Below are 12639 nucleotides of genomic sequence, written 5' to 3' on the forward strand. Positions count from 1 at the left end.
TGTCCTGCTGGATCACCCGGTCTGGGGTGGGCGGAATGCTGGCGTCAGGGAGAAGTCGAGTGCCTGCTCGAATGCGTACGCCAGGCGGATGAGCGTCGGCTCGCTCCACGCCGTTCCGATGAATGCGAGCCCGACCGGCAGGCCGTCCGCCGCGCCGCAGGGCACGGTGATCACCGGGTAGCCGGCGACGGCAGCTACCTGCGTGCAGCTGCCCGACACGTGGTCGCCGTTAACCAGGTCGATCTTCCACGCCGGTGGGTAGGTCGGCGCCACAAGGGCGTCGAGATCGTGGGTGCGAAGTGCGGCGTCGATTCCTTCGGTACGCCCGAGCCTGCGGCAGGTCTCCAGCGCCTCGCGGTAGGCGGGATCGTCGAGGCCGCCGGTACGCAAGGCGTCCTCGAAGCGGTCCTGGCCGAAGTGCGCGAGCTCGACGTCGGCGTGCGCGTCGTTGAACGCCATCAGGTCGGCCAGCGTCCTCGGCACACGTAGACCGTCCGAGCCGGCAACCCCGCTGGCCTCGGCAACCCCGCTGGCCTCCGCAACCCCGCTGGCCCCATCAGCCGGGCCTCGTCCGTCGGGAGCGTGGACACCGCGGGTGGCGAGATAGGCCTCGACGCCCACCTTGAACTCGGTGGCGAGAACGGTCATCTCCGCCTCACTCATGGCGAGTTCGTCCAAGCTCGGCAGATTCGCCGGGTCGACGATGGTGGCGCCCTGCGCGGCGAGTACCCGGACGGCCTCCTCGGCGAGCGCGTCGGCGCGTGCGCTGTAGCCCCACAGTCCGTGTCGCGGCAGGCCGATCCGGGCGCCGCGCAGTCCGTCGGACCGGCAGTACGCCTGATAGTCGTCGTACGCCCGCCGTCCCGGCACCGGAGGATCGCCTGCGGGACCACCGTTGCCAGGACCGCGGCCGTCGCCCCTGCCGCCCGTTCTCCCGGCCGATGCGAGGACGCTGAGCAGCAAAGCGGCGTCGCGGACCGTCCGCGCGATCGGGCCGGCCGTGTCCTGGCTGTGCGAGATCGGGACGATGCCGGTGCCGTCGACCAGCCCGGCCGTCGGCTTGATGCCGACGACGCCACACAGGGCCGCGGGGCAGAGGATCGAGCCGTCGGTCTCCGTACCCACCGCCATCGGTGCAAGGCCCGCCGCCACGGCCGCACCGGATCCGGACGACGAACCTCCCGCCGACCGGTCGAGCGCGTGCGGGTTGACGCAGAGCCCGCCGACCGCGCTCCAACCCGACGACGACCCGCTCGAGCGGAAGTTGGCCCATTCCGAGAGGTTCGTCTTGCCGAGGACGACCATCCCGGCGTCCCGCAGCCGGCGTACCAGGGGCGCGTCAGCGGCCGGGCCGGCACCGGCGAGTGCGAGCGACCCGGCAGTCGTACCCATCCCGCCCGCCGTGTCGATGTTGTCCTTGACCAGGACGGATACGCCGTGCAGGGGACCACGCCGCCGCCCGGCCGCGGCCTCGGTGTCGAGCACTGCCGCCTCGGTGACCGCGTCGTTGTTGGTACGGATGACCGAACGCAGGGTAGGCCCCGACCGGTCGACCTCCTCGATCCGGCGCAGGAGCGCCGCCACACCATCGGCCGCCGTCGCGGTCTCGCCACGAGTGGATCCAGGAGAGGGCGTGGACCCGGACCCGGATTCGGGCGTGGACCCGGACGAGGCGGCTGAGAACGGCGGCTCGGGCGACATCGGCCCATGGTGCCGCGTACGGTGGGCCATTGCGAGTGCCGCCGGTGTCCGAGACAGCCCCCCTGGCCGGCCCGATGAATGACACCCGTGTGGTTCGTGCGTACCATGGCGGCGAACCGTTGCTCGACGAGGAGGGATGCCTGGGATGGACGCTGCGATGGATCCGATGCTCGGTCCCGGGGCTTCTGCCACCAACCCGTCCCGTACCTCCGGCGATGACCTCTCCGACCGCGACCAGCAGATCCTGACCTTCGAGCGGCAGTGGTGGAAGTACGCAGGTGCAAAGGAACAGGCGATCCGCGACCAGTTCGGCATGTCGGCGACCCGCTACTACCAGGTGCTCAACGCCCTCATCGACCGTGCCGACGCACTCGAGTTCGACCCGCTCCTCGTCAAGCGCCTGCGCCGGCTGCGTTCCAGCCGACAGCGCGCCAGGGCGGCGCGCCGGCTCGGCGTCGAGGTCTGATCCAGGCGCGCAGAGCGAAGCCGTGACATCTCCGGGAGACCGTCTCGTCCCGCGTACGCCTGCGGGTGAGGCCGGCCTCCACTGCCTGCTCGAGCGACCGGGTGAGGCGCTGCTGGCGTTCGACTTCGACGGCGTACTCTCCCCGATCGTCGACGATCCAGACGCCGCCTACGCACATCCCGCGGTAGTGCCGCTGCTGTCCCGCCTCGCCGCCCGCTTCCGCGCGGTCGCCATCGTGACCGGCCGGCCGGCGGAGGTCGTCGTACGTCTCGGCGGGTTCGCGGACGCGCCCGACCTGGGCGGTCTGCTCGTCGTCGGCCACTACGGCGCGGAGCGGTGGGACGCGACGACCGGCGAGATCACCGCACCGCCGGTGCCGGCGGGCGTCGCCGAGGTCCGCGACGCGCTACCGGGCCTGCTTCGCGAGTGGGGTGCGCCGGAGGGTACGGCGATCGAGGACAAGGGCCGGGCCGTCGCCGTCCATGTCCGGCGTACGTCCGATCCGGCGGCGGCCACCGACCTGCTCACCGGCCGCCTCACCGAACTCGCCCAGGCACACGGACTCACCGTGCAACCGGGACGGATGGTGCTGGAGCTGAAACCGCCGGGCATGGACAAGGGCGTCGCGCTGCGCGCCCTCGTGGCGGAGGTCGGTGCGTCCTGCGTGGCGTACTCCGGCGACGACCTGGGTGACCTTCCGGCATACGACGCCGTGGAGGAGTTGCGGGGCGAGGGAATCGCCGGGCTGTTGGTGTGCTCCGGATCCACCGAGGTGACAGCACTCGCCGGGCGGGCCGACGTGGTGGTCGACGGCCCGCCCGGCGTGGTGAGCTACTTCAACGCGCTCGCAGCGCGCCTCGGATAGCTGTTCTGTGTTCGTTCCTCCTTCTGTGGTGGCGTTTCCTGGACGCTGTGGTTGAAATTCCTGGACGTGGCTGCCGCGATCGAACGGACCGTCAGCGGCGACTGGCCGGTGCCGCTGGTTCGGCCTGCCGGGCCGGCGTGCCCGCCTCCGGAGCGTCCGCCGTGTCCATCGGGTCGATCGAGTCGTCCGGATCCGCGTCGTCTTGTGGCTCGCCCGGACTCGGCGCTCGGGTGGGCATGGTCGAGGCCACGGCTGACGGGCCAGGTGCGGTCGCGGTGGTCGAGCCGGTCATCGCCGAGGGCGGCTTGACGGTGTACGACGCGCTGCCGTAGGTCGGGCCCCCTGCGTACGACGATCCGCCCTCGTAGCTCGATCCTCCTGCGTACGACGACCCTCCTGCGTAGGTCGACCCTCCTGCGTAGGTCGACCCTCCTGCGTAGGTCGACCCTCCTGCGTAGGTCGAGTCGCCGGCGTACGGCGGCTCAGGAGTGGTCACGGTGCTCCTGCCAGGTGGGAGGCTCCGCGGGACGTGGACCTCGGTCCGGTCACCGAACCCCTTCGACGCCTCGTCCGCCTGCTCGCGACCCATCAGCGCCAACGGCGCCGATTGTCCGTTCGCCAGCGAGACGTCCACGTGTTCCGGTGTCGCGGGCCGCTGCGGCCGCCCCGTGCTGGTGTCGACGGCGTCGGTGACGATGACACCGGCGACCGGGACGTTCAGCCGACGCAGGACCTGCACCGCCCGGCGGGCGTCGGAGATGTGTGTGGCGCCGGCCCGTACGACCAGGATCGCGGCGTCGGCGTGCGTCGACAGTGGTGAGATGTCACCGCTCGCGAGAACGCCAGGACCGTTGATCACGACGGCGTCGCTCACCCCGGCCGCCAGGTGCATCAGGCGGGCGAACGGCCGGCTGCGCAGGAGGGCGCGGCTGATCTCGGGTTCGGTCGGCTCCGACGTCACGACCCGGAGCCCGACCTGGCTGGACGACACGAGCTCCGCATCGTCGACGCCGAGCAGCCGCTGGACCGTGTGCGCCGAGCTGCCCGGGAAGTGCCGGGCCAGGGGCGGATGCCGGAGCTGACCCTCGAGCAGGGTGACGTGGTAGTGCTGCTGGGCGAGCCCGAGTGACAGCAGTGCCGACACGAACGTCTTCCCGTCGTCCTGGAACGCACTCGTCACCAGGAGCCGGCGGCCGGCCGGGTCGGTGAGCGGGGTCAGCGCGGCGATGGCGGTACGGATCGGCCGCGAGATGGCCCGCCGCTTGTACGCCTTGCGGGCACCGTGCCGGAATCCGCTCCGCCCCACCCGTGGCAGCGTCGCGAGGATCGGCAGCCCGAGTTCGTTCTCGATCTGCTCGCAGCTGCGGAGCCGGTTGTCGAAGCGTCGGCGCAGGGAGATCAGGCCGACGCCGGCGAGCAGTCCGAGCAGACCGCCGATGGCCCAGTTGAGCAGCGGGTTGGGTGACGCGGGACTGGTCGGCACGGTCGCCTGGTCGAGTGGCTGGGCGTACAGCGTGCCCTTCCGACCGGACAGAGCGCCGCCCGCGACCTTTCGGCGCAGTGCGTCGGCGGCGACATTCGCCATCGTCGCGGCGTCGCGCGGGGTCTTCGCCTCAGTGGTCAGGGTGATGATCGCGAGTCCAGGCTCGAAGCTCGCCTTGATGTGACCCAGCACCAGGTCAGGGGGGAGCCGAGTCTCCTGTGCTGTCGTCAGCGCGATCTCGCTCGACTCGGCGAGCCGGGCAACGGACGCGACCATGGCCTGCGCGAGGGCGGGGTCGTAGTGGGACCCGACCCGTCTCGTAGCGTCCCCGTCGGCGCCACCTTCCGTCGTCCCGCCGGGTTGGTTCGACGCCGCGGAGCTCGGCGAGACCGACCCGGTCTCGCCCATCGTCGGGATGCCTTCGGCGTCGTACCCTGCGACCACCGAGGAGGCCTTCGCTTCGAAGGTCGGTGGGAGCTGGGTGGTGATGGCCTGCGCGCCGGCGATCCCGCCGCCGATGGACAGCGCCAGGATGCTGACGGGCCACCGGACGGCCCGCAGTGCGGCGCCCAGGCTGAGAGGTGCACTCACTATCTTTGCCCTTCCTTTTCTCGGGTTCGGCGAGCTGCCGGCGCCTGCGCGGTCGGCGCCTGCGCGGTCGGCGACTGCGCGGTCGGCGACTGCGCGGTCGGTGATTGCGCGGTCGGCGCGCTGGAACGATGGACGCCGTACGTACGGGCTGGGACGACATGGGTGTCAACCAGCGCTTGCCACGTGCGGCACATGGAGTCGGAAACCGTGCTCCAGCTGAAGAGTTGGGATCGGGTCTGCCCGGCCGCACCGAGTCGGCGGGCGAGAGCGTCGTCGTCGCGGATCTCGGCCAGGCGAGCGATCAGTGCGTCGGTGTCCCCGGCGCGGAAGGTCAGCCCGGCAGGGCCGATCACGTGGGGTATCTCGCCGAGGTTGCTGCCGACCACCGGCACACCGCAGGACATCGCCTCGACCAGCACGCGCCCGAACGGCTCCCTGACCGGCACCTCGGTCCACGGCACGAGGGTGCGGCGGACGGTCTCCGTCGACGGCATGGCGAGGACATCCATGTCGGCCATCAGGCGTGGCAGCTCGAAACGGTTCATCCTGGGCCGGAACGTGACCCGGCCGGGGCGGCGTGCCGCGGCCGCCTCGACAGCTGGGGTCAGGCTGCCCCGGCCGACGACCACCAGGTCGCAGTCGAGCTTCTCCGCGGCCTCGATGAGAGCCGGGATTCCCTTGTGGCGTTCGAGCCAACCCACGTACCCGACGGTGAACGGATGTCCCGACGCGCGGGCTGCCCGCGCCTGCGGATAGGGGCGGAACAACTCTGTGTCGACGCCCTGGGGCACGACCTGGCTCTCGCCCCGGTATCCCCGCGTGCGAAGAACCTTCTCGGCCGCCGGGGTGATGGGGAACGCGCAGTGCACCGAGGCGTACGTCCGGCGCTCGATCTGCGCGAACGGGAAGGGCAGGGTGTGCGGGACGTTCTGCGTGGCGTACAACGTGGCCGGCACATGCGGCCAGTACCTCCTGCGCATCCTGAGGATCTGGAACGTCGCCGGATAGCCGGCTTCGCCGATGATGTGAAGGACGTCCGGCCGGAGGGTTCTGAGGACTCGCCCGGCGCCGGGGCGGAGCACCACCGCGCCCGGTTGGTCGCCCGCGGCGCCTCCGAGGAGCGTGGGGGCGTGGTGGAAGGCCAGATGCGGGTGTTTTCGGGCGAGGAGGTTCAGGTCACGCCGCGCTCGCGGAGACGACCTGGAGGCGAAGACGGTGAGTTCGATGTCGGGCCGCGTGACGAGCGTGGCGATGAGGTCGACCCAGGGTTCGGTCCGCCCACCGACGATGGCCATCACCACATGCATGTCGTCTCGCTTTTCTCGGGGGGTTCAGATCCGGCCGGTCGTCGCCTGCAGAGCGGGGGACGCTTCGGGTCGCGGCCGGGGCAGGTACTGGGCCGGTGCGGCGGCGACCGCGAGGAAGGTGAGGGCCGGCAGCAGGCCGAGCTCCCAGTGCCCGCCGGCCGGTGTCGCGAGACCGCCGCCGATGGCGAAGCCACACGCGAGGGCGGCGAACGCGAGCGGAAGACCGTTGCGGTCCCTGAACCCGGCACGGCCGGCGAGCGCCAGCGGCCACAGCAACGCGACCAGCCCGAGCAGGCCGAGGTTGGCGAGCAGCGTGGTCCAGAAGGAGGAGTAGACCGGGCCGGACGAGGACGGCGTGAACGTGGGAGTCGCGTTGTCGGTCGTACTGTGCCCGAACCCCGTGCCGATGATCGGACTTTCTCTGAAGGCGCGCAGGCCCACGGCGGACCCGGGACCGATTGCGCCGGCCGACTGAGTGAGCTCGCCCGTCATCGTCGACATCCGGCCGGAGAGCTCCGGGCTGACGACCGCGGCGCCGGCGGCGAGCAGGACGGTGGCGAGCGCGCAGACCGCCAGCCGGACGCGGAGTCGTGCGGACCCCCACAGCAGCAGGACCGCCAGCGCGACCACGGTCGACACCCACACCGCCTGCGTACCTGAGAGAACGACGTCCGCCGCGAACGCGACCAGCCCAGCGGCCGCACCTATGCGGCGCCATCCGGACGTGCGCGCCGCGACCACGGCGAGCACGACGAGCGCGAGGGCGGAGAGCGTCCCGCCGGCGCGGGCTGTGCCGATGCCAGCACCGGCTTCAGCCCCGGCAGTGCCGGCGCCGGCCAGCGAGATCGCCGCGAGCGCGAGGGCACCGGCGACCGTGGTGACGGCCGCGGCCGCGCGCCTCCTCGGGGTGGTGAGCGTGTGGGTGGCGAGGAAGAAGTACGCCGGGATGATGCCGACCTGATAGGCCGCGACCAGCACGTCGGCCGGCCGGTAGTCCTGTGCAAGGCCGTGGAGCGCACCGATCAGGACGACGATGACGAGCAGCAGCATCGGCTTGTCGGCCGGTGTCCGTACCGGCCGACCGCGGCGCGGCGCTCCGAGGATGCGCCGGGCGGTGAGAGCGGCCGTGCCCGCGGCGATGGCGCCGATGTGGGTGGCCGCCACCATCCAGGTCTCCCCCGCCGCGACCTGCGTACCGGTGATGACGGCGGCGAGCGCACCGCCGACCATCGCCGCCGGCAGCACCAGCCATGGCAGGGCGAGGAAGCAGAAGAAGCAGATCAGGCCGCTGACGATCGCGAGCCCAAGGGGATCAGGTACGAAGTAGAGGATCGCGGCCCCGGCCGGCCCGAGAATGGCACCGGCCAGCCCGGCCATGACCCAGAAGGTCGAGTTTCTCATTGCTGCTGGCCTTCGCGTGCAGAGCGCGGGTGGTCCTGCTCACCGGTTGGTGGGCGTCGTCAGGTGGTGTCGGGTACGAGCGCCCCCGGCCGTTCCGGTGTCGGATCGGCCGACGACCTGGTGGCCCAGAAACGGTGGACTGGTGAGGAATCCGGCCCCCCACGCCAGATGCGTGATGAGGAGCGTGACCGGAAGCCAGAGTTTGCCTCCCGCAGAAAGGCCCCGGCCCGCGAATGCCGCGCCCAGGCAAGCGGTGATGAGGCAGAGGACGGGGATGGCGAGCCCACCGACGACGAGCGGTGGAGACATTGCCAGCAGGCCGACCGCGCACACCACGAGGCCGAGGAGGCAGGTGATCGCTGCCAGCGGCGCGGCGACGGCCCGCCCCTTGAAGGCACCCGGGTAACGCCGGCGAAGTGCGTGTTGCCACTGTCCGTTGAGATAGAACTGCTGGGCGAGAGTGCGTGGCGTGGGCTGCGGCCGGTAGGTCACGCGCATCTCCGGCGTGAACCAGACCGTGCCGCCGGCGTGGTGGACCTGGCCGTCCCGGGTACGGTCGCCTCGCCGGAAGACGCCGAGATAGACGGTGTCCATCGGGCCGGTACGCCCGTTGGTGCGGCGGCTGCCGCGACTTCCGTCGTTGTCGCGGTCGCCGCGGTCGATGCCGAGGCGACTGGCCATGGCCCGGACAACGGCTTCGCCGAAGGCGGACTCGCGTCCGGCCGCCACCGCGGCCGACGATCCCTGCTGCTCGCCGTTCGAGGTACCTTCGAGGACCTCGACCGCGCGCCGGAGGTAGCCGGGGCCGAGCATGCCGCGCCCGTCGACGCGGACGATCACGTCGTAGGTCGCCTCGCGGATCGCACTGGCGAGTGCACCGGAGGCTCGGTCCTCGGGCGCTTCCACCAGTCTGACGCGCGGGTCGGTCGCGGCGATCGCGAGCGCGACCCGTTCGGTGCGGTCGCGTGCCGGGCCGAGGACAACGACGAGTTCGAGCGGGCCGGGGTAGTCCTGGCGCAGCACCTGGCGAACGGTCGCCTGCAGGTGGCGTTCGCCCGCACGGATGGCCATGACGACCGACACGCCCGGCCATGTCGCGGCACGGGAGTCCGGCTGACCTCGCGTGCGCTCCATTACTCGCATCCAGGTCCCCCGATATGCGTACGGATGCTCAATAGATCCCGGTGATGGTATCCACGGTCAATGTGACGAGTCCGAGGATATCGACGACTTCACCGTTTTGTGATGTAGGCGCGAGGAAACTAATGTGGATCAATATTTGGTGAGTTCGGCCAGTTGGTCGGCCAGCCAGCGACCTGGAGGATGCGCACCGGCGCGCATTGCCAGGCGGGAATTCCGCGCCTTGCGTTCCGCGGGACTCATGGAAAGCGCGACATGCAGCGCGTCCGCGGTCTCCTGGATGTCGAACGGGTTGACGAGCAGGGAGTCCTCGCCGAGTTCGACGGCCGCACCGGCCTCGCGTGAGAGCACAAGGGCGCAGCCGTCGTCGGAGACGGTCGGTATTTCCTTCGCGACGAGATTCATGCCGTCCCGAAGCGGATTGACAAGGGCGACGTGTGCCATTCGATAGGCAGCGAGCGAGCGGGCGTAATCATCGTCGACAGAAAGAATGAGCGGGTCCCAGTCAGGACTTGCGAACTCGTCGATGATCTCCTTGCCGACCCGGTGTACGGCGGCGGAGTATTCCCGGTATTTGTCGAGATCATGCCGGCTCGGATACGCCAATGCGACGTGGACGACCCGCCCCTGCCATTCCGGATGACGGCGGAGCAGGTCGCGGTAGGCGAGCAGCCCGCGGACGATGTTCTTGCTCAGCTCGGCGCGGTCGACGCGGACCAGCAGCTTCCGCCCACCGACCAGGCTCCGCAGGCCCGCCATCCGGTCGCGTACGTCCGGCTGGTCCGCTCGGGCGCGAAAACTCGCCGCGTCGACGCCGAGCGGGTTCACGCCGACCTTCGTCTGGTGTCCCGCGTGTTCGACCAGGCCGCGTCGCCGGTCGACGCTCGCCCCCAGCACGACCTCGCAGCAGGAGAGGAAAGCCTCGGCCCAACGGGCGGTGAGAAAGCTCGCATAGTCGGCGGCGAGCACTCCTGTCAGCAGGGCGACGGCAACGTCGTCGGGCAGCAACCGGAAGTAGTCCGGTGGCGCCCAAGGTGTGTGGGAGAAGTGGCCGATCGCGAGGTCTGGCCTCCGCTCGCGCAACAGGCCCGGCGTGAGGCTCAGGTGGTAGTCCTGCACGAGAACCCGCGTGCCGGGTCCCGCCTCCTCGGCGAGGGCGTCGGCGAACGCCGCGTTGTAGTCGCCGTAGGCCGCCCACTGCTGCCGGAAGGTGGCGTCGAACACCGGCTGGTCGGCCATGTCGAAGAGCATGTGGTGGACGAACCACAAGGTGGAGTTGGCGATGCCGTTGTAGGCCTGCGCGAAGATGTGGGGATCGATGTCGAGCAGCCGGACCGGGACCGTCCCGGTGTCGTAGCCCGCAAGGTCGAGCCGGCCACGGGGTGCCGAGGCGGCGGCCGCGCGATCGGCCTCGGACAGGGCCGCGCATACCCAGGTGGCGTCGACCTCTGATGGGACCGCGGCGAGTGCCGATGCCAGCCCGCCCGCGCCGCCCCGACAGGTGAGTGAACCGTCATCGGCGTGGATGAACGAGACGGGCCCCCGGTTGGAGGCGAGCAGCACGTTCGTGTTTCCTTCGCTCGCCATGCGACCAGAGCCTAGATGACCTGCTCCGGCGGGAGTCGCCTGACTCACGGCTCCCCCTGGAACCGCTCACCCGTGGAAGGGGTCACCCGTGGAAGGGGTCACCCCTCGGAAGAGGTCACCCAGTGCCATCCCCGGTCGGCCGTTCCCGCCCGCGCCCGGTCGAACGTCTGGCGTCGGGGTAGCCGCCGTCGGCGAGTCCGGCCAGGCGTTCGAACACGTTCGACGACGCGAAGTCGCGGGACCGTACCCACGACCACCCGCACGCGGCGAGGTACAGCGGAATCATCGGCAGCCCGAGGCACGCGGCGTACTGCCAGGTATGGCGTTCCTCGTGCGCGAGCAGCGCTGGTCGAGCGAGGAGATCGTCCCTGCTGAGCCGGGTCAGAATCACGTTGCCGACCGTGAACGCGACCGCCTGAGGGACGCCGAGGCGGTACGACGTGCCGAGCAGCAGCCCGCGCGGTCCGCGCGACAGCCGGGCGCGGCCGGCGACCGCGACGGCGATGCCGAGTGGGGTGGAGAGGTTGACGGCGTTGGCCAACGGGACCACGGCCCGCAGCGCCCGTCCCACCGTCCAGGCTCGTCGACGCGCGCCCGCACGATCCGCTGCGGCGCCGGTCCCAGACTTGCCGGTCGCAGGGTTGCCGGTCGCAGGGTTGCCGGTCGCAGGGTTGCCGGTCGCGGACTCGTGCGTCCCAGGTTGGCCTGTCCCGGATCCACCGGACCGGCCGGGCGAGTCGTCGGCGTACTCCTCCACTCCTCGATCTTCTCGCGCATGGCGGCCTGTCCGTCGTAGGATCCCTGCTCGTGTCCAGCCCCGGCCCTCGGTCGCCCGCCCGGCACCAGCGCCCGGCGGGACAGCGCCCGGCCGCGCGACGACCCCGTCCACATGTCCTGCTGGGGCTGGTGCTGGTGTGCGAGATCGCGCTCTGCGGTGTCGCCGTCGCCGCCGCGGACGGGCTGCGGGCGGCACCACCCGCGCAGCCCTCGCGCGCGACGGTGGGCGAGCCGGTCGACACCGGTCGCTTCACCCTCACCGTGCGGCGGGCCTGGGCGGCCACCAAGGATCCGACCGGCATCCCGGAGTACGCCGACTCCGGTCGCTACCTCGTCGTGGAGGCCGATGTCGCGCTGACCGCGCCGGAATCGCTGCAGTTCGACTCCGACATCGACCGCGCGGTCCGCGTACGCTTCCCGAGCGGGCTCACGATCGACGGTGACTCACCGGACTCGCTGAAGTACCGCACCGGTGTGGTGCTGGCTCTCGACCGATCGGCCGCGCAGCTGCACCCCGGACTGCCACGTCGGGTGCGGATCGTCTACGAACTGCCGGCGAGGCAGCCGTGGCTGGACCGGATCGAGGTCGACGTCTACCACCTGGAGTTCGCACCCGGGTTCATCGACGAGACGCCGCGTTGGCGGGTCGCCACGGAGGACCGGCTGGCAGGCCGGCTCCGGCTGCCGGTGGCGGAGCCAACGCGATGACGCTCCGCCGCCTGGGAGCCGTGGCCGCCTGCGTCCTGCTGCTGGCCGCGATCGTCGGCATGCACCGGCTGGTGCCGGACTCAACGCAACGGATGGGCCCGATCTCCACCCGCGGTGACGTCGGCGAACTGATCGACGCGGGCGGGTTCACCGTCACCGTGTCGAAGGTCCGCCTCACCCGTGTCCTCGCCGAGCAGGGGTTCAGCCCCGGTCCACCGGCCCGGACCGACGGGATCTGGGTGGTCCTCACCGCGACCCTGACCGATGACTGGCAGGCGACGGCGCACGCCGAGACCTTCCTCGAGGCGGCTGACGGTACGAAGTACTACGTGTCCGAGCGCGGCGACCTGTCGACCCGGCTGACCGAGGACCTCTCCACCGAGCCGGGCATTCCGCGGCGCGGCCGGATCGTCTTCGAGATCCCGCCCGACCAGCTCGCGGGTTCGGTCGTACGGATCGGTCGTAACGAGACCATCAGTGGTGGCGGGCGTCTGTCACCCGAGGCGGTCGTCGACCTGGGGCTCGACGCCGAGGCGGCGCGGGCCCTGGTCGACGACGCGGCACCGAAACTGACCATCGGGCCGGTGGAGTACGGTCCATGAGCGCTGGAGCA

11 protein-coding genes are annotated in these 12639 nt (G+C 71.1%); 4 read left to right on the forward strand and 7 right to left on the reverse strand.

Features of this window, described 5'->3' with window-relative positions; translation table 11 throughout:
• Nucleotides 1-12: 12 nt before the first annotated feature.
• Nucleotides 13-1701, reverse strand: a complete 1689-nt coding sequence (locus ABN028_RS00155) for an amidase family protein (protein WP_349695131.1) — start codon at nucleotides 1699-1701, stop codon at nucleotides 13-15.
• 166 nt (nucleotides 1702-1867) lie between these two features.
• Between ABN028_RS00155 and ABN028_RS00160 the strand changes: the two genes are divergently transcribed.
• Together ABN028_RS00160 and otsB are read left to right on the forward strand one after the other, a co-directional pair.
• On the forward strand, nucleotides 1868-2167 hold the full coding sequence (locus ABN028_RS00160; RefSeq protein WP_349329742.1) for a DUF3263 domain-containing protein: 300 nt from the start codon (nucleotides 1868-1870) through the stop codon (nucleotides 2165-2167).
• 22 nt (nucleotides 2168-2189) lie between these two features.
• A complete protein-coding gene (gene otsB, locus ABN028_RS00165) occupies nucleotides 2190-3032 on the forward strand; it encodes a trehalose-phosphatase (RefSeq protein WP_349695132.1) in 843 nt (280 codons plus the stop codon).
• A gap of 91 nt (nucleotides 3033-3123) precedes the next feature.
• On the opposite strand, the gene ABN028_RS00170 is transcribed toward otsB, so the two are convergent.
• From ABN028_RS00170 to ABN028_RS00195, 6 genes are all read right to left on the reverse strand, one after another.
• Nucleotides 3124-5106, reverse strand: a complete 1983-nt coding sequence (locus ABN028_RS00170) for a hypothetical protein (protein WP_349695133.1) — start codon at nucleotides 5104-5106, stop codon at nucleotides 3124-3126.
• Entirely contained in the window at nucleotides 5106-6413 is a 1308-nt protein-coding gene (locus ABN028_RS00175; protein WP_349695134.1) for a glycosyltransferase family 4 protein, read from the reverse strand. The genes ABN028_RS00170 and ABN028_RS00175 overlap by 1 nt, the downstream gene beginning before the upstream one ends.
• A 24-nt stretch (nucleotides 6414-6437) precedes the next feature.
• The gene (locus ABN028_RS00180) at nucleotides 6438-7814 is read right to left on the reverse strand and encodes an O-antigen ligase family protein (protein WP_349695135.1); all 1377 of its coding nucleotides are present in this window, start codon (nucleotides 7812-7814) and stop codon (nucleotides 6438-6440) included.
• 39 nt (nucleotides 7815-7853) lie between these two features.
• Entirely contained in the window at nucleotides 7854-8948 is a 1095-nt protein-coding gene (locus ABN028_RS00185; protein ID WP_349695136.1) for a glycosyltransferase, read from the reverse strand.
• A 138-nt stretch (nucleotides 8949-9086) separates the two neighbouring features.
• Nucleotides 9087-10541 carry an alpha,alpha-trehalose-phosphate synthase (UDP-forming) gene (locus ABN028_RS00190; protein WP_349695137.1) on the reverse strand — a complete coding sequence of 485 codons (1455 nt, stop codon included), beginning with the start codon at nucleotides 10539-10541 and terminating at the stop codon, nucleotides 9087-9089.
• 115 nt (nucleotides 10542-10656) lie between these two features.
• On the reverse strand, nucleotides 10657-11298 hold the full coding sequence (locus ABN028_RS00195) for a hypothetical protein (RefSeq protein ID WP_349695138.1): 642 nt from the start codon (nucleotides 11296-11298) through the stop codon (nucleotides 10657-10659).
• A gap of 50 nt (nucleotides 11299-11348) precedes the next feature.
• Between ABN028_RS00195 and ABN028_RS00200 the strand changes: the two genes are divergently transcribed.
• Together ABN028_RS00200 and ABN028_RS00205 are read left to right on the forward strand one after the other, a co-directional pair.
• Nucleotides 11349-12026 (forward strand): hypothetical protein, encoded by a 678-nt coding sequence (locus tag ABN028_RS00200; RefSeq protein ID WP_349695139.1) that lies wholly within the window; start codon nucleotides 11349-11351, stop codon nucleotides 12024-12026.
• Nucleotides 12023-12628, forward strand: coding sequence for a DUF4352 domain-containing protein (locus ABN028_RS00205; RefSeq protein ID WP_349695140.1), 606 nt, complete (start codon nucleotides 12023-12025; stop codon nucleotides 12626-12628). The genes ABN028_RS00200 and ABN028_RS00205 overlap by 4 nt, the downstream gene beginning before the upstream one ends.
• Nucleotides 12629-12639 lie beyond the last annotated feature (11 nt).

This window comes from Actinopolymorpha sp. B17G11 (assembly GCF_040196095.1).
In the GTDB taxonomy this organism is placed as follows: domain Bacteria; phylum Actinomycetota; class Actinomycetes; order Propionibacteriales; family Actinopolymorphaceae; genus Thermasporomyces.